Origin of the sequence: Bacillus sp. M13(2017) (genome assembly GCF_002218325.1) — a bacterium.
In the GTDB taxonomy this organism is placed as follows: Bacteria; Bacillota; Bacilli; order Bacillales; family Bacillaceae_G; genus Bacillus_A; species Bacillus_A thuringiensis_K.
In genome coordinates, this window is the sequence record NZ_KZ268518.1 from 40,275 (window position 1) to 56,908 (window position 16,634).

Here is a 16,634-nt window from a genome sequence, read left to right on the forward strand (position 1 = left end):
GGAGAGAAAAATATGACTACATATACTTCCATCGCAAATGTGATTAAAGAAAGACGCTCTGTTCGTACATTTACAGACAAAGCAGTAGAAAAAGATTTATTAATTGAACTATTAAACGATGCAACATGGGCACCTAATCATAAGCACCGTGAACCATGGAATTGTAAACTATACATCGGAGAAGGCCGCAAGAAATTAGTAGATGCAGTATTAAACTCTTTCACAGAAGAAGAAAGAGCGAAACGCGGTAAAATTTTATCAGATCGTTTCTTAAGCACACCTGCACAAATCGTTGTGTATATAAATGAAGATCCACGTCAAATTCAGCGTGATGAAGATTACGCTGCAACATGTGCATTTATGCAAAATTTCCAACTTCTTGCTTGGGAACGCGGATTAGGATGTGTTTGGAAATCAGGCGGATTAAACTATAATCCATTATTTATAGAAGGAATCGGTTTAACAAGAGGCCAACGTATCGTTGGAATTCTTCATATCGGTTATTTTGATAAAGCGCCTGAAGGAAAAGCGCGTACTCCGATTACGGAGAAGATGGAGATTATTGAAGGTTAATAGATGAGACATTCTCGTTTTTGCGGGGGTGTCTTTTTATTATGCAATCAATCCTCATGAAAGCTTGTTCTCCATCATACACTTTCTTAAGGGAAAGTGTAAGGAGGGAAAATAATGAGAGCAAGTGACGATAAAGCACTGCAATATGCGATTGCGGAAATTACGGAAATTGCGACTGGATTTGGGCTTGATTTTTATCCGATGCGTTATGAAATATGTCCAGCGGAAATTATTTATACATTTGGTGCATATGGGATGCCAACAAGGTTTTCACATTGGAGTTTTGGAAAACAATTTTTCAGAATGAAATTACAATACGATTTAGGACTTAGTAAAATATACGAACTCGTTATTAACTCTGATCCATGTTACGCCTTTTTATTAGATACGAACTCGTTAATTCAAAACAAATTAATTGTAGCGCACGTTTTAGCACACTGTGATTTCTTCAAAAATAATATTCGTTTTTCAAATACGAAGCGGGATATGGTAGAAAGTATGTCGGCGACAGCTGAACGGGTGAAAGCATATGAGCATAAGTACGGAAAAGAAGAGGTAGAAACATTTTTAGATGCCGTACTTGCCATTCAAGAGCATATTGATCCCTCGCTTATGCGTCCGAAACTCACATGGAGTATCGATGATTTAGAAGAGGAAGAAATAGAAAAGAAAAAGGTGTCGCAATACGATGACTTATGGAATTTAGATAATCGCAATAAAAAACAGGAACGTTCCAATGTGCGTAAAAAGAAGAAAATCCCACCAAAGCCAGAGAAAGATTTACTTCTCTTTATTGAAGAATATAGCCGTGAGTTAGAAGATTGGCAGCGAGACATATTAACGATGATGCGTGAAGAAATGTTATATTTCTGGCCGCAGCTTGAAACAAAGATCATGAACGAAGGCTGGGCGTCCTTCTGGCATCAACGCATACTTCGCGAAATGGACTTAACATCTGATGAAGCCATCGAATTTGCGAAATTAAATGCAGGTGTTGTACAGCCATCAAAAACGAGCATTAATCCATACTACCTCGGTATTAAAATGTTTGAAGATATTGAAGAACGCTACAACAACCCGACAGAAGAAATGAAACGAAGAGGCGTCAAACCAGGATCTGGTCGTGACAAAATCTTTGAAGTGCGCGAAATCGAATGGGACGTATCGTTCTTAAGAAACTACTTAAATAAAGATCTCGTAATGAGAGAAGATATGTACTTATTCCAGCGCCAAGGAAAAGAATATAAAGTAATAGATAAAGAGTGGGAACATGTACGTGATCAGCTCGTAAATATGCGTACAAATGGCGGCTTCCCGTACTTAGTAGTAGAAGATGGAGACTACTTAAAGAACGGGGAATTATACATTAAACATAGTTACGAAGGAATCGAGCTTGATTTAAAATACTTAGAAAAGGTATTACCATACCTTCATCAGCTGTGGGGAAGAACAGTGCATATGGAGTCGATTGTGGAGAGTAAGGGCGTTGTGTTTTCTTATGATGGGAAGATGGTGCATCGGAAGTATGTGTGATGGAAAGAACGGACATAGAATGCTATGTCTGTTCTTTTTTTATTTGGAACAAGGTAAAATATGCTATTCTTGAAAAAAGGGAGTTACATAGAGAAATGGAGCGATTCAAATGAGCAAAATAGGGGTATGCAAGGTAGATGTTACGCCACCTGTCGGTATTGATTTTGTCGGTTATCATAGAGAGACAGGGATAAATAATATTGAAGAGCGTATTTATGGGACAGTTTTTGTATTTGAAAAAGATGAAATGAAAACTGTGTTTATAAGTATTGATAATATCGGGATGTTAGTAGAAGATACGAATATGATTCGTGAGCGAGTAGCAAGTAGGCTTCACGTACCATTTGAGCGAATAACAGTTGTTTATACACATACACATTCCGGTCCAGAGACGGTCGGTGATGATCGGCTAGTGCAGTCGTATAAAATGATTTTAGTAAATAATGTAGTGCACGGTGCGGTTACTGCGAATAACAACTTGAAGCGATGTGAAGTTGGCTGGGGTGTTACGAAAGGTGATATTGGGATAAATCGAAGAGAGAGAACATCTGATGGAAGAGCAAAGATGGGAACAAATATAGAGGGCGTTGTAGATAAAAGAATTGGGATGTTAGCAATAAGAAATGCTGAAACGAAGGAGCTATCTGGTATTGTAGTATTTTGTACTGCGCATCCGAATGTTTTAAAAGGTGATAGCGATGTATTATCAGCGGATTATCCTGGAATGACGAGGGAGGTTCTTGAGAGGATCGTAAACTGTCCTGTTATTATTGTGCAAGGAGCTGCTGGTAATGTAAATGCGAAATATCGCGGTTCAAGGGAAGCATTAAAGAAAATGGCTTACACACTTAGTGGGCATGTATTAACGATGTTGCCAACAGTTACATACAGCCCAATTGTAAATTTAAGAACAGTTTCGAGTACGATGCAAATGAAGTTGAAAGATATTCCTGGAATAAATGAGATACGAAGCATGGCTCAATTAGCAGAGAAACAGTGGGGCGTGAATACGGATGAATGGCTTACTATCGTTTTAGAAAAATATAAGCAAGGTATTCGGCAATTAAGTATTGATTTAGAAGTGCAAATGTTTCAAGTTAATGATGGTATGTTCTCAGGTATACCGATGGAACCTTTTTCGGAAACGGCATTAAAGGTGAAAGAGCGTCTTCAAAATGAACTAGCTTTCTTTGGTGGATATACGAACGGATATATTGGTTACTTACCAACGAAAGAAGAATTCGCATATGGTGGATATGAAGTGGAATTAAGCCCTATAGTGTATGGACCGGTTACGAATTTATTGATGCCACTGGAGGAAAATACTGCAGAGCTGATTGTGAAGAAGGTTACGGGTTTATGTAATAAAGTGAACCTTTAATGAGACAGATTTTTGAACGCAGAGTAAAGAATATGACTCATTGTTTGATTTTGTTAAGTCAACGTAATTAATAATGATTATCATTATTAATTACGTTGACTTCTGAAAAAAGAAAAACTAGAATTTATAAAGGGATCTTCAATTGTTCGCTATCATTTGTATAGGAGGTAAGTTATGTTGTATAGCTTTATTTCTATAAGATGTAGGTTGGCTCTTTATAGTTTTGGTGTTCTTTTTATTTTTTGTTGTATAGTATTTTTGGTGAATCAGAAGGTGTATGCAGAAGATGTACCGTGGACATCAGTTTCCAATGAGGGAGAACGTGTACTTTTTCAAGAACAATCTTTGTATAGTAATGATCGAAGGGGAGAAGATCTTGTTTCACCTTCATTTGAAGGGCGTAAACATGGTGGGGAAGATTGGGGATACTTATTAAGAGACAGTAATTTTAATTATCCATCTAATATCCTTACACATTCTATAATAGGAAGAGATGATCGAATTAGAGTTACTGATACAACTTTGTATCCTTATAGGGCTATAGTACACTTAGTAATTCAATTTAATGGACAAGAGGTTTATGGGTGTACAGGAGCGCTAATTAGTAAAGATACAGTATTTACAGCTGGGCACTGTGTTTACAATAAAAAGCTTGGTGGATGGGCAAAAAATGTTATTGTGACTCCTGGTAGAAATGGAAACCAAGCACCGTATTTGCCTTATAGTTGGACAAAGCTTTATTCAGTAAGTGGATGGACTGATGATGGAGATTCGGAATTTGATTATGGAGCCATTAAATTAAATGGATCTCCTGGAGATTATACAGGTTGGTTAGGGTATAGAACTACTAATGTAGAGTCTCCAAAGGGGTTACTTGCAGTAGTTCCAGGGTATCCATGTGATAAAGTAGGAAATGAAAAATATACTATGTGGAAAGATTATGGACCAATTGAAGGCACTAGTCCTAGAGTGTTAACATATAAGATGGACACTTATGGATGTCAAAGTGGAGCACCTGTATATCATGACTATTCTCGTACGGGTGTAACAATAATAGCTACCCATACAGTAGGAAGGAATTCTTGGAATTCTGGAAATCGGGTGACAGATGATGTTTTTAATAATCTTAAAAAATGGTCTGAATAAATATAATAAGTTTATATGGATTTTATGTTGTGTATTGGTCATAATCATAATGTCTAGTTCTATAGCAAATAATGAAAAGAAGTTTAGTAAGGTTGTTAATTCTATAACTTTTCACGTGAAAAATAAAGAAAAGCAGCCAATAAAAGATTTTGAAATTATACTTATGAAAGACGAGTCACCTGAACCCAGTAAAGAAATTGGGATCTCAATAGGGAGAACAAACGAAGAAGGAAAAGTTATTTGGAGGAATGTGAGAACGGGAAAATATATCGTCTTTTTGCCAAATAACGAGACGCAGATGGTTATGATTAATGACAGAGATGAAACGAAAAAAATAAACATATCATTGTAGAAAACGAATCCATTGGGATTTGTTTTCTTAGGTTGTGGCATTAAAAAATTTTACGTGGAATGGATCTAACTTTATGTGAAGAAGCTATTGATTTTGAAAATTTAAATACAGGTGTATTTCAGTTATTAAAAACACGTATTTATACATTGGTTTAATCGTACAGAAAGTTATAGAACTATACGTAAAAGAACTTGGAGATATCTAAGTTCTTTTTTATCTGGCTATTTGCCGGGCAGTAAGACCCCCACCTCAAAATTCAGCGGAAGCAAAGAAGTTAGGTGGGGGATCAACTGTCCGTAAAAGCCCGATTGGTGAGGGCTGATTAAAGTTTCACTTTATTTGTTTCAAATTTGTGAAAGAAAGCCATATATATTGAAATTAGTTTTTTTATATTCTATCATATACCCATACAGGTATAGGTTATTTGTGATGTGTTAGAAAATTAAATAATCAATAAGATGGAGGTTTGAAATATGTTCAGAAAAATAGTTGTAGTAGGCGGAGTTGCAGGCGGGGCATCAGTAGCTGCAAGGCTTCGTCGTTTAAGTGAGGAAGATGAAATTATTATGGTTGAGCGCGGTGAATACATTTCATTTGCAAACTGTGGATTGCCATATTATATTGGCGGTGTCATTACAGAAAGACAAAAGTTATTAGTACAAACTGTTGAAAGGATGTCAAAGCGTTTTAATTTAGATATACGTGTATTGAGTGAAGTGGTAAAGGTTAATAAAGAAGAGAAAACAATTACGATAAAGAATGTAACTACAAATGAAACATATAACGAGGAATATGATGTTTTGATTCTTTCACCAGGGGCGAAACCAATTGTTCCACCTATTCCGGGCATTGAAGAAGCGAAGGCGTTGTTTACGTTACGAAATGTACCTGATACAGATCGTATAAAAGCGTATATTGATGAGAAGAAACCACGTCATGCGACGGTTATTGGTGGAGGATTTATTGGAGTGGAAATGGTTGAGAATTTAAGAGAACGCGGGATTGAGGTTACTCTTGTAGAGATGGCAAATCAAGTGATGCCACCAATTGATTACGAAATGGCGGCATATGTACATGAGCATATGAAGGTGCACAATGTTGAGCTTGTTTTTGAAGATGGTGTAGATGCGTTAGAGGAGAATGGGACTGTTGTACGTTTAAAAAGTGGCTCAGTTATAAAAACAGATATGATTATTTTAGCAATTGGTGTACAACCAGAGAGTAGTTTAGCGAAAGATGCAGGATTAGCATTAGGAGTTAGAGGAACGATAAAGGTAAATGAGAAATTTCAAACATCTGACCCATATGTATATGCAATTGGTGATGCGATTGAAGTGAAAGATTTTGTTATAGAAACAGAAACGATGATTCCTTTAGCTTGGCCAGCTAATCGTCAAGGTCGCATGTTAGCAGATATTATCCATGGTCATACAGATTCTTTATATAAAGGTACGATGGGAACTTCTGTGGCTAAAGTTTTTGATTTAACAGTTGCTTCGACTGGAGTAAATGAGAAAATATTAAAACGATTAAATATACCCTATGAGGTAGTACATGTACAGGCAAATTCTCATGCAGGATACTATCCAAATGCTACGCCAGTGCTAATAAAATTAATTTTTAATAAAGATAGCGGAAAGATTTACGGAGCACAGGCTTTAGGACGTGACGGGGTAGATAAGCGTATAGATGTTATCGCGACGGCAATGAAGGCAAACTTAACAGTAATCGATTTACCGGATTTAGAATTATCATATGCCCCGCCGTATTCTTCTGCAAAAGATCCAGTAAACATGGTGGGGTATGCTGCAAGTAATATAGTAGATGGTTTTGTGGACACAGTGCAATGGCATGAAATAGATCACATTGTTGAAAATGGTGGGTACCTTATTGATGTTCGAGAGCCTAATGAACTAAAACAGGGAATGATTAAAGGCACTATTAATATTCCATTAGATGAATTACGTGATCGATTGGATGAAGTGCCAATGGACAAAGAAATATATATCACTTGTCAACTTGGTATGAGAGGGTATGTTGCAGCGCGTATGTTAATGGAAAAAGGATATAAGGTAAAGAATGTAGATGGTGGTTTTAAATTGTATGGGACAGTATTGCCAGAACGTGTTGTATATTGATATTTTTCATTTTCTACTTCAAGATTTAGTGGAAGATGAAAACCTATAGATTAAGGTTTTACTTTTTGTTTTGTGAACATATAAGGTGAAAATTAAAAATAGGGTTTACAAAATACCCTATAGGGTATAATATATTGTCATAGGTTATAAATAGTGACATAATGGTAATGAGGTGATTATACAATGGAATATAATCAAGACATGAAAAATAGATTAAAACGTATTGAAGGGCAAGTTCGCGGTGTGCTTCGTATGATGGAAGAAGGAAAAGATTGCCGAGAGGTTATTACACAGTTAACGGCATCTCGTTCTGCACTTGATCGTACAATTGGACTTGTTGTTGGGACAAATTTAGAGCAATGTTTGCGTGAGCAGTTTGAAAGCGGTAATGGTTCAAATGAAGAATTAATTAAAGAAGCTGTTCAATTACTTGTAAAAAGCCGATAATCTGTCAAACATAATTGTTGACAGATTTTCAAAAACACTTTAATATACCCGTACGGGTATATGTATGTAAATTATGGAGGAATCGACTATGAGTATAAAAGTGGATATGAATCTAGATTGTAAAGGTTTGGCTTGTCCGATGCCGATTGTAAAGACGAAGAAGGCGATGGAAGGATTGACGTCAGGGCAAGTGATTGAGGTTCAGGCAACAGATAAAGGGTCTATTGTGGATATACAAAGTTGGGCGAGTAAAGTAGGTCATCAATATATCGGGACGAAACATGAAGGTGATGTATTGATGCATTACGTTAGAAAAGCAAATGAGCATGAAATGAATGAAATAGTGAAATATCCTCATACAATTACGAATTCGGAAGTGGAAGAGATAGTATTAAGTGGTGAAGAGTGTATTGTAGTAGATGTTCGTGAAGCGGCGGAATTCGCTTTTGGTCATATTCCATCGGCTGTTTCCATACCGTTAGGAGAATTAGACGGTGCAGTGTTAGATCAAACGAAGCAAATTTATGTTGTTTGCCGAACTGGCAACCGTAGTGATGTAGCTTGCCACATGTTGAAAGAGAAAGGTTATGCAAATGTGAAAAATGTCATTCCAGGCATGTTAGAGTGGCAAGGGAATGTGGAAAAATAAAGTGAAACTTTAATCAGTGGGGTCTTACTGCCCATTAAAGCGGGATAAAATTTTTTAAACAAAAACATACCTATGGGGGTAATTAGATGAGTGTTAAAGCATTACAAGCAAAAGATGTTGCAGAGAAAGTTTTATTCGGGGAGTTGTTTATTTTAGATGTTCGTAATGAGACGGATTATGAAGATTGGAAAATTGAAGGAAAAGAAGTTACTTCAATAAATGTACCGTACTTTGATTTATTAGAGGGGGTAGATCATATTATCGGTGAACTACCTAAAGATAAAGATGTTTTAGTAGTATGTGCAAAAGAAGGATCTTCTATATTTGTGGCAGAGCAATTAACAGAGGCTGGATTAGAAAATATTTATTATTTATCTGGTGGTATGAAGGCTTGGAGTGAATATGTAAAGCCTATAAAAGTGGGAGATTTAAAAGATGGCGGAATTATGTATCAGTTTAACCGTCTTGGAAAAGGTTGCTTATCATATATGGTTATTTCAAACGGTGAAGCAGCAGTTATTGATGCAGTAAGAACAGTTGAAGCATACGAAGAGTTTGCGAAAGAGCATGGCGTTACGATTACGAATGTAATGGATACACATTTACATGCAGACCATATTTCTGGCGGACGTAAGTTAGCGGAAAAAGTAGGTGGTACGTATTGGTTGCCGCCAAAAGATGCAGAGGAAGTTGTGTTCTCATATAAACCGCTTGTTGAAGGATCTGTTATTACGGTTGGGGGTACTAAAATTGAAATTGACGCATTATACTCACCGGGGCATACGATTGGGAGTACGTCATTTATTGTAGATGATTCCTATTTATTATCAGGTGATATTTTATTTGTAGATTCAATTGGACGTCCAGACCTTGCTGGGAAAGCTGAAGATTGGGTAAGTGATTTACGTACTACTTTGTATAGCCGATATAAAGAACTATCTCAAAACTTAGTTGTGTTACCGGCTCATTATTCAAAAATAAGTGAAATGGACGAGAGTGGTATCGTTAGTGCTAAATTAAAAGATTTATTTGCGTATAATGCAGGATTAAATATTGAGGATGAGGGAGAGTTTCGTAAAGTTGTAACGGAGAATTTACCACCTCAGCCAAATGCTTACGAAGAAATTCGTCAAACGAATATGGGTAAAATTCATCCGAGTGCAGAGGAAGAACGTGAAATGGAGATTGGTCCAAATCGTTGTGCAGTTCATGAATAATAAAATAAATAAAACATGGAGGAATAGATGATGAATGTAAAACAAGTATTAGATGCGAAAGGATTAGCATGTCCAATACCGATTGTAAGAACGAAGAAAGCGATGGATACTTTACAAACTGGAGAAGTGTTAGAAATACAGGTAACGGATAAAGGATCAGTGAAAGATATTCCAGCGTGGGCAAATAAAACTGGTCATGACATCGTAAAGCATGTAGAAGAAGCTGATGTGCTGAAGTTTTGGATTAAGAAGGCGTAGTGAAGCAATAGTTTTGTAAATATAGAGAGGTTGGTTATATGAACACAATATTAAGTACGCTTTTCATTGTACTTGCTGCATGGTTTGTTATTTCACGATTTTTACCAGTGAAAGGTGTTCAAAATATAAATGGCAAAGAATTGAAAAGTATAGTGGGAAAAAAGGGGAAGTATTTTATTGATGTCCGTACAGTAGGTGAATATAGAGGGAATCATATGGAAGGCTTTCAAAATATCCCCCTAAATGATCTAGCAAGCAAGGCGAATCAATTAGATAAGAATAAGGAAGTAATCGTTATTTGCCAAAGTGGAATGAGAAGTAAGCAAGCAGCAAAGATATTGAAAAAACTAGGGTTTCAGCAAGTAATAAACGTTTCAGGTGGTATGAATAGTTTGTGAGGAGGGACTTTAAAATGAAAGAAATGACTACAAAAGAATTAGAAGAAAAATTGTTGCGTAAAGAAGTGGTAAATATTGTGGACGTACGTGAAGTAGAAGAAGTAGCTGAAGGGAAAATTCCAGAAGCATGTAATATTCCACTAGGACTATTAGAGTTTCGTATGCATGAATTAAATAAAAATCAGGAATATATTATCGTTTGTCGTTCAGGCGGGAGAAGTGCAAGAGCTGTTCAATTTTTAGAAAGTTACGGTTTTCGAGTAATCAATATGGTAGGCGGTATGTTAGCTTGGGAAGGAAAAGTAGAATAGGGAGAAACAATTTTTTATAAATAAAAAATACCCCTATAGGTAATTGGAGGGAGAACAATATGGAACAACAGAAGAAAACGACAATCGTGTTATTTAGCGGAGATTACGATAAAGCAATGGCTGCTTATATTATTGCAAATGGTGCAGCGGCGTATGATCAAGAGGTAACTATTTTTCATACTTTCTGGGGATTAAATGCTTTAAGGAAAGATGAACATGTGAATGTAAAGAAAACATTTATAGAAAAAGTATTTGGAAAAATGATGCCACGCGGTGCTGATAAGATGGGGTTATCTAAAATGAATTTTGCTGGTATGGGACCAAAGATGATTAAAGGCATTATGAAAAAACATAATGCAATGCCTTTGCCAGATTTAATTGATTTGGCAAAGGAACAGGGGATTAAACTTGTAGCTTGTCAAATGACAGTAGATTTATTAGGGTTAAAAGAGGAAGAGATTATGGAAGGGGTAGAGTTTGCAGGTGTAGGGGCATATTTAGCAGATGCTTCGGATGGGAATGTGAACTTATTCATTTAAATCACCTTCTTTTTAGAAGGAGGGGGATGTAAGGTGAGTTTAGTATTATTACTTTTTATAATTGGGTTTATAGGATCGTTTATATCAGGAATGGTTGGAATTGGCGGTGCAATTATTAACTATCCAATGATTTTATACATTCCAGTACTGTTAGGATTTACTGGCTATACGTCTCATGAAGTGAGCGGTATTACAGCGGTACAAGTATTCTTTGCAACTTTTGCAGGCGCATGGGCTTATCGGAAAAGTAATGATATGGATAAAACGTTAGTTGTGTATATGGGAGCTAGTATTTTAATAGGAAGTTTCATAGGGAGCTTTGGTGCTAACGTATTAGAGGAACATACGGTCAATGTTGTTTATGCAGCGTTAGCAACAATTGCTGCTATTATGATGTTCGTACCGAAACGAAATAACAGTGGTGAAGTGACATATAATAAATGGTTAGCAAGCTTGTTAGCGTTTATTGTAGGAGGAGCATCAGGCATTATAGGTGCTGGCGGTTCTTTCTTATTAGTACCGATTATGTTAGTTATTTTAAAATTGCCGATACGTACAACAATAGCAACATCTATCGCTATTACGTTTATTTCCTCAGTAGGGATTACGACTGGAAAAGTGATAACTGGTCAAGTAGTTGTAATTCCAGCTCTTATTATTGCGGTTGCAAGTATATTTGCTGCGCCACTTGGAGCACGAGTCGGGAAGAGGATAAATCAAAAAGCACTACAATATATGTTATCGATTTTAATTGTAGGCACCGCTGTTAAAATGTGGGTCGATATGCTATCAAAATAAAAGGATGGTGCTGCTTACAGCCCATCCTTTTATTTATTACCCGTAAACCCCACGGATTATAGTTTTAATTTATGCCCAAATAACTTTCATTAAGTTTTTATACTCGTCATTTGCTAATTTATATAGCATTCTTGTATGTTCAAAGACAAGTGCTGGATTAAAATTTGGTTCTGAGAATGCAAGAGATGTTGAAATATCAATTGCATTTTGCTTGTTTAATGTGAATTTTGCAAAGCGATAAGATGTATTTAATTCATTGATGACATGTAAAATATCATTTGTTGATGTTGCATCAGGCACGTGAGCAACATTGAAGCAGTATATATCCACCGTAGGATGTTCGTTTTGGAAAGCAGCGATAAGTTGAATTTTTGCGCCAGCTTCAGTCTCTAATCCTACTGAAAAATGAACAGAGCCATCATTTTCATCTATATTTTCTTCCATGTATATATCGTTGGATTTTAAGTAGTCTTTAAAATCTGAGATGTTATGTTTTACTGCAGCTTTCATATGTATGAGCCCCCTGATAATTGGAATAGATTGCTACTATTTATTATAATTTAAAAATATTAAAAAAGATAGTTAGAAAGTTCTGATTTTTGTATTTGGAAGAATAAAAGAAGCGGTTCTCTACCTCCATAGAGAACCGCTTCTATATTATTCATTGTCATTAGACGATGTTTCTGTACCTTCACTACTATTTTCATTTTTGCTTGATTTGTGCTCGTTCTTATTTTCAGACTTAGATTCTTTTGTCTTTTTCGAATCAGAGTCTGAGTCAGACTTTGTATATGCAGGTAGTCCAAGATGAGTACGAAGTTCATTTGTAACATTAGCTAATTCTTTTTTATCTGGATTGTAATAGTAAGTTCGACCACCACCAGCAGATTTGCTACAAGTATCGTCACCTTTTGCCATATAGCAATCATCACCTTGGATTTGTAATTTCTCAATTTCCGAATCCGATCCATATTTATAGAATGAAAGCATATCATCAAATGTTAAGTTTGTAACGAATTGTCCGTTAATATCATCAATGATGCTGCCAACTTTTGTTACAGAACCAACACTTGTTAGTTTCTTTAAAATAGCCTCGATAACGAGTTGTTGACGTTGTCCACGCATTGCATCACTATCGATGTGTCTTGTTCTAGCAAGAGCAAGAGCTTCTTCGCCATTTAACTTTTGAACACCTTTTTCTAGGTGAATTGCCTCAGCATTATCATTGCTATCTTGCTCAGTAAATTCAACTGGTACATCAACTTCAACACCGCCCAAGTCATCGACGATTTTTATAAATGATTTAAAGTTAAATTTCACAAAATAATCAACAGGAACATTCATTAATTTTTCAACTGCATCAATGCTTGCTTGTGGTCCACCATTTTTTCCATTTTTAGCAGAACCGAATGCATGAGCGTGTGTAATTTTATCTTTTTTCTTTTCTATTGGAATATAAGTATATGTGTCACGTGGGATACTTAATAGTTTAACAGTTTTGCTATCTTTATTAAATGTTGCAAGTAAAAGCGCGTCTGTTCTTATAGCTTCACCATATTCTTTTCCACGGACATCGCTTTCATCAACACCCATTATTAAAACAGAGACATTGTTTGTAATAGGTTTTACAGCCTTATCACGTAAATCAGATTTATCACCGCGTGCTAAATCGTGTGCGGCATTTCGAACAGCAGAAGATGCTTTATTTACTAAAAACCAAGTATAACCGCCGCCTATTAATAAAACGAATAGTATAGCGCTTATAATAATTTTTATTTTTTTCTTATTTTTTTTCGGTTTATTGCGTGTATTTTCTTGCAAAGATGGGTTTTGCTCCATTTCCTGTACTCCTTCATTTGGATTGAAATACGACACTCATATCCACTTATTATAATGAAATTTAGCGAAAAAAAACATTACAAATCATTTACATTTCGTAAAAATTCAATTTATTTATAAAAAGTCAGATTTTCTATATGTTATTTTTTAGATGTAGAATAAGTATAAGGGCTTTTAGTAGAAATGAAAATATATATTATGAGAAAGTGATAGGGAAGTAAGATTTGTTGAAATATAGCCAAGAAGAAATGAGTAAGCTTACTTATTTCTTCTATATAATAAAGAAGAATTTGACGGATAAAGGAGAGAGCATAATGAATCATACATCATTCCGAGCAATCATTGTGAACGAAAAGGAAAATCATCAGTTTGTAAGAAAAGTTGTTGAGAGAGAAGTAAGTAGTTTACCTGAGGGAGACGTATTCATACAAGTTCATTATTCTTCATTAAATTATAAAGATGCTCTTTCAGCTACTGGTAATAAAGGTGTTACGAGAACATATCCTCATACGCCAGGAATTGATGCAGCAGGAGTGGTTGTAAGTAGTAAAGATGCTACCATTAAGGCAGGAGATCAAGTCATTGTAACGGGATATGATTTAGGGATGAATACTTCTGGTGGTTTCGGAGAGTATATTCGCGTGCCATCATCTTGGATTGTCCCTTTACCAGAGGGAATGTCATTAAAGGAAAGTATGATGTACGGAACAGCAGGTTTTACAGCGGCTTTATCAGTATATAAGCTTATGAGAGCAGGTATAACCCCTAGTATGGGGGATGTTTTAGTAACGGGTGCTACAGGCGGCGTAGGGAGTGTAGCTGTAAGCATTTTAAGTAAGTTAGGGTTTAACGTAGTAGGAGCGACAGGGAAAATGGAAGAGGAAGATATGCTACTACGTCTAGGCGCGAAAAAAGTGATTCATCGCGCGGAATTGAATGATGAATCAGGAAGACCAATGTTAAAAGGGATATACGCGGGGGTTATCGATACTGTAGGTGGACGTATGTTAGAAACAGCTTTAAAAACAGTAAAGTATGGTGGTTGTGTAACGACATGCGGTAATGTGGCAGGTCAGCAATTACAAACAACGGTATATCCGTTTATTTTACGAGGCATAAGCCTTTTAGGGATAGATTCTGTGCAATGTCCAGCAGATGTGAGAAGTGATGTGTGGACGCTTTTAGCGAATGAATGGGGAAATAAAGAGTTACTATCTTATACAGAGGAATGTACATTAGAAGAACTAGAGAAGAAGTTTGCACTTATATTGCAAGGAAAGTTAAAAGGAAGAACAGTTGTTAAAATATAATGAAAAAAGAGACGCTTAAGTTAGCGTCTCTTTCTTATCATAATGATTGTTTTAAATTGATTTTACCTTGTTCACCTAAAACACCATCAGCAATATTTACAGCGTGATCACCAATGCGCTCTAAGTTACTTACCATATCAACGAAGATGATACTTGCATCACCTGAACAGCTACGTTCGTTCAGACGTAATACGTGACGTTTACGAAGAACACGTTCCATTTGATCGATTTTACGTTCTTTTGCAATAACAGTTTGAGCTAGTTCAGTATCGAAGTTTGTTAAAGCTTCAACTGAGTCTTGCAGTGTTGAAATAGTTAATTCTAGCATTTCGTTTAATTCAGCTAATGCTTCATCTGATAGTGAAACACGGTTTGAAATTTGGAAATCTACAAGTTCTACAAGGTTTTCTACATGATCACCGACACGTTCAATATCTCCAACAACACCTGCTAAAACGGAATGTTTTTCAGAATCCGTAGGTGAAAGTGGCTTTTCTGATAGTAAAACTAAATACTCGGTAATTTTTTTATCTAAATTGTTAATAGCTCCTTCTAATTGAGTAGCCATGTCAGCGTGTTTTTTATCTTGTGTGTTCAAAAATTGGTTTGCTTCTTTTAATCCATGTAATGAAAACTCAGCCATACGAATAATCTCTTTTTGTGCTTCTGTTAATGCGATAGCAGGAGATTGTTCAATAAAGATTGGATTTAAATGTTGCGGTTTGAAGTCAATAGCTGCATCTTCCCCGCGAATAATTTTTGTTACAATCCATGCTAATACTGCAATAAACGGAAATTGAATAATAGTATTCGTTACGTTAAACGTTCCATGTGCAAATGCAATTGTCATTTCTGGATTCAAGTTTAATGACGTTTGGAAGTATAGAATTAAATTTGTAAAAGGTATTAATAAAATTGTAAAGATGATTGTACCGACGATATTAAAGATAACGTGAACTAATGCTGCGCGTCTTGCAGCAATTGAAGTACCGATTGCTGCTAATACAGCTGTAATTGTTGTACCGATGTTATCACCAAACAATACAGGAAGGGCAGCTTGTAAATCGATTGCACCTTGACCGAATAGTTCTTGTAAAATACCGATCGTTGCACTTGAACTTTGTACAATTAAAGTAAAGACTGTACCAACAACAATACCTAAAATTGGATTATCACTCATGCTAACTGTTAATTCTTGGAATGATTCTAAAGAGCGAAGAGGTTTCATGCCTGTGCTCATTAATTCTAAACCGAAGAATAACATACCAAAACCGAATATAACTTGACCTAAAGAATGTACTTTTTTATTTTTAAAGAAGAATAGTAAGATTGCTCCAACTGCCATAATTGGAAGAGCATATTCTCCGATTTTAATTCCGATAATAAATGCAGTAACCGTCGTACCGATGTTTGCACCCATAATAACACCGATTGCTTGTCTTAATGTCATAAATCCGGCACTTACAAGTCCGACTGTTAAAGCGGTTGTTCCTGAACTGGATTGGATTAATACAGTAACTAACATACCAGCTAGTACACCCATTAGTGGGTTTGTTGTAAAGCGATCTAGAATATCGCGAAGACGATCTCCAGCTGCTTGTTGCAGTCCATCGCCCATGTATTTAATCCCGAATAAGAAAATACCTAATCCACCAATGAACTGGAAGATCATATCTTGAACATTATATTCCACGCATTCCACTCCTTAAATTTCATGTACGATGTAATTATTAACTGAACCTTGA

General features: G+C 36.0%; 18 protein-coding genes. 15 read left to right on the plus strand and 3 right to left on the minus strand.

The genetic code is table 11. The annotated features are described in order from the left end of the window. Positions 1–12: 12 nt before the first annotated feature. From CGQ22_RS27790 to CGQ22_RS27855, 14 genes are all read left to right on the plus strand, one after another. A complete protein-coding gene (locus CGQ22_RS27790; protein WP_000214819.1) occupies positions 13–573 on the plus strand; it encodes a nitroreductase family protein in 561 nt (186 codons plus the stop codon). A gap of 114 nt (positions 574–687) precedes the next feature. Then, a complete protein-coding gene (gene spoVR, locus CGQ22_RS27795; protein WP_001202720.1) occupies positions 688–2,106 on the plus strand; it encodes a stage V sporulation protein SpoVR in 1,419 nt (472 codons plus the stop codon). Between the two features lie 109 nt (positions 2,107–2,215). Further along, a complete protein-coding gene (locus CGQ22_RS27800; protein ID WP_089149619.1) occupies positions 2,216–3,487 on the plus strand; it encodes a neutral/alkaline non-lysosomal ceramidase N-terminal domain-containing protein in 1,272 nt (423 codons plus the stop codon). A gap of 174 nt (positions 3,488–3,661) precedes the next feature. Continuing rightward, positions 3,662–4,633 (plus strand): trypsin-like serine peptidase, encoded by a 972-nt coding sequence (locus CGQ22_RS27805; RefSeq protein WP_002163850.1) that lies wholly within the window; start codon positions 3,662–3,664, stop codon positions 4,631–4,633. After that, complete coding sequence (locus CGQ22_RS27810; RefSeq protein WP_000478581.1) at positions 4,599–4,985, plus strand: DUF2606 family protein; 387 nt, start codon at positions 4,599–4,601, stop codon at positions 4,983–4,985. The genes CGQ22_RS27805 and CGQ22_RS27810 overlap by 35 nt, the downstream gene beginning before the upstream one ends. 473 nt (positions 4,986–5,458) lie before the next feature. Next, positions 5,459–7,123 carry a CoA-disulfide reductase gene (gene cdr, locus CGQ22_RS27815; protein WP_000488696.1) on the plus strand — a complete coding sequence of 555 codons (1,665 nt, stop codon included), beginning with the start codon at positions 5,459–5,461 and terminating at the stop codon, positions 7,121–7,123. A 183-nt stretch (positions 7,124–7,306) separates the two neighbouring features. Then, positions 7,307–7,570 (plus strand): metal-sensitive transcriptional regulator, encoded by a 264-nt coding sequence (locus CGQ22_RS27820; protein WP_000456206.1) that lies wholly within the window; start codon positions 7,307–7,309, stop codon positions 7,568–7,570. Between the two features lie 73 nt (positions 7,571–7,643). After that, a complete protein-coding gene (locus tag CGQ22_RS27825; RefSeq protein ID WP_131250556.1) occupies positions 7,644–8,219 on the plus strand; it encodes a sulfurtransferase TusA family protein in 576 nt (191 codons plus the stop codon). An 86-nt stretch (positions 8,220–8,305) separates the two neighbouring features. Next, positions 8,306–9,436 carry an MBL fold metallo-hydrolase gene (locus tag CGQ22_RS27830; protein WP_000111566.1) on the plus strand — a complete coding sequence of 377 codons (1,131 nt, stop codon included), beginning with the start codon at positions 8,306–8,308 and terminating at the stop codon, positions 9,434–9,436. A 27-nt stretch (positions 9,437–9,463) separates the two neighbouring features. After that, on the plus strand, positions 9,464–9,694 hold the full coding sequence (locus CGQ22_RS27835; protein ID WP_002163852.1) for a sulfurtransferase TusA family protein: 231 nt from the start codon (positions 9,464–9,466) through the stop codon (positions 9,692–9,694). 38 nt (positions 9,695–9,732) lie between these two features. Beyond that, entirely contained in the window at positions 9,733–10,092 is a 360-nt protein-coding gene (locus CGQ22_RS27840; RefSeq protein ID WP_001092316.1) for a rhodanese-like domain-containing protein, read from the plus strand. A 14-nt stretch (positions 10,093–10,106) separates the two neighbouring features. Continuing rightward, on the plus strand, positions 10,107–10,403 hold the full coding sequence (locus CGQ22_RS27845) for a rhodanese-like domain-containing protein (RefSeq protein ID WP_000661812.1): 297 nt from the start codon (positions 10,107–10,109) through the stop codon (positions 10,401–10,403). A 59-nt stretch (positions 10,404–10,462) separates the two neighbouring features. Then, positions 10,463–10,942 (plus strand): DsrE/DsrF/DrsH-like family protein, encoded by a 480-nt coding sequence (locus tag CGQ22_RS27850; protein ID WP_000437741.1) that lies wholly within the window; start codon positions 10,463–10,465, stop codon positions 10,940–10,942. A gap of 33 nt (positions 10,943–10,975) precedes the next feature. Continuing rightward, positions 10,976–11,740, plus strand: a complete 765-nt coding sequence (locus CGQ22_RS27855) for a sulfite exporter TauE/SafE family protein (RefSeq protein WP_089149621.1) — start codon at positions 10,976–10,978, stop codon at positions 11,738–11,740. Positions 11,741–11,809: 69 nt separating this feature from the next. On the opposite strand, the gene CGQ22_RS27860 is transcribed toward CGQ22_RS27855, so the two are convergent. Both CGQ22_RS27860 and CGQ22_RS27865 read right to left on the minus strand, forming a co-directional pair. Beyond that, complete coding sequence (locus CGQ22_RS27860) at positions 11,810–12,250, minus strand: hypothetical protein (RefSeq protein ID WP_000642362.1); 441 nt, start codon at positions 12,248–12,250, stop codon at positions 11,810–11,812. A gap of 147 nt (positions 12,251–12,397) precedes the next feature. Continuing rightward, a complete protein-coding gene (locus CGQ22_RS27865; protein ID WP_000437394.1) occupies positions 12,398–13,579 on the minus strand; it encodes an LCP family protein in 1,182 nt (393 codons plus the stop codon). 314 nt (positions 13,580–13,893) lie between these two features. Between CGQ22_RS27865 and CGQ22_RS27870 the strand changes: the two genes are divergently transcribed. Continuing rightward, a complete protein-coding gene (locus CGQ22_RS27870; protein ID WP_089149622.1) occupies positions 13,894–14,889 on the plus strand; it encodes a YhdH/YhfP family quinone oxidoreductase in 996 nt (331 codons plus the stop codon). 37 nt (positions 14,890–14,926) lie between these two features. Here the strand turns inward: CGQ22_RS27870 and CGQ22_RS27875 are convergent, their stop codons facing one another. Beyond that, entirely contained in the window at positions 14,927–16,582 is a 1,656-nt protein-coding gene (locus CGQ22_RS27875) for a Na/Pi cotransporter family protein (RefSeq protein ID WP_000456252.1), read from the minus strand. Positions 16,583–16,634: the final 52 nt, after the last annotated feature.

Excerpts from the sequence above, each read along its gene's own strand:
- CGQ22_RS27840 (WP_001092316.1), top strand. The coding sequence starts at position 9,733 with ATGAACACAATATTAAGTACGCTTTTCATTGTACTTGCTGCATGGTTT.
- CGQ22_RS27870 (WP_089149622.1), top strand. The coding sequence starts at position 13,894 with ATGAATCATACATCATTCCGAGCAATCATTGTGAACGAAAAGGAAAAT.
- CGQ22_RS27845 (WP_000661812.1), top strand. The coding sequence starts at position 10,107 with ATGAAAGAAATGACTACAAAAGAATTAGAAGAAAAATTGTTGCGTAAA.
- CGQ22_RS27835 (WP_002163852.1), top strand. The coding sequence starts at position 9,464 with ATGATGAATGTAAAACAAGTATTAGATGCGAAAGGATTAGCATGTCCA.
- spoVR (WP_001202720.1), top strand. The coding sequence starts at position 688 with ATGAGAGCAAGTGACGATAAAGCACTGCAATATGCGATTGCGGAAATT.
- CGQ22_RS27850 (WP_000437741.1), top strand. The coding sequence starts at position 10,463 with ATGGAACAACAGAAGAAAACGACAATCGTGTTATTTAGCGGAGATTAC.
- CGQ22_RS27820 (WP_000456206.1), top strand. The coding sequence starts at position 7,307 with ATGGAATATAATCAAGACATGAAAAATAGATTAAAACGTATTGAAGGG.
- CGQ22_RS27805 (WP_002163850.1), top strand. The coding sequence starts at position 3,662 with ATGTTGTATAGCTTTATTTCTATAAGATGTAGGTTGGCTCTTTATAGT.
- CGQ22_RS27825 (WP_131250556.1), top strand. The coding sequence starts at position 7,644 with ATGGAGGAATCGACTATGAGTATAAAAGTGGATATGAATCTAGATTGT.
- CGQ22_RS27860 (WP_000642362.1), bottom strand. The coding sequence starts at position 12,250 with ATGAAAGCTGCAGTAAAACATAACATCTCAGATTTTAAAGACTACTTA.
- CGQ22_RS27830 (WP_000111566.1), top strand. The coding sequence starts at position 8,306 with ATGAGTGTTAAAGCATTACAAGCAAAAGATGTTGCAGAGAAAGTTTTA.
- CGQ22_RS27790 (WP_000214819.1), top strand. The coding sequence starts at position 13 with ATGACTACATATACTTCCATCGCAAATGTGATTAAAGAAAGACGCTCT.
- CGQ22_RS27810 (WP_000478581.1), top strand. The coding sequence starts at position 4,599 with ATGTTTTTAATAATCTTAAAAAATGGTCTGAATAAATATAATAAGTTT.
- CGQ22_RS27800 (WP_089149619.1), top strand. The coding sequence starts at position 2,216 with ATGAGCAAAATAGGGGTATGCAAGGTAGATGTTACGCCACCTGTCGGT.
- CGQ22_RS27865 (WP_000437394.1), bottom strand. The coding sequence starts at position 13,579 with ATGGAGCAAAACCCATCTTTGCAAGAAAATACACGCAATAAACCGAAA.
- cdr (WP_000488696.1), top strand. The coding sequence starts at position 5,459 with ATGTTCAGAAAAATAGTTGTAGTAGGCGGAGTTGCAGGCGGGGCATCA.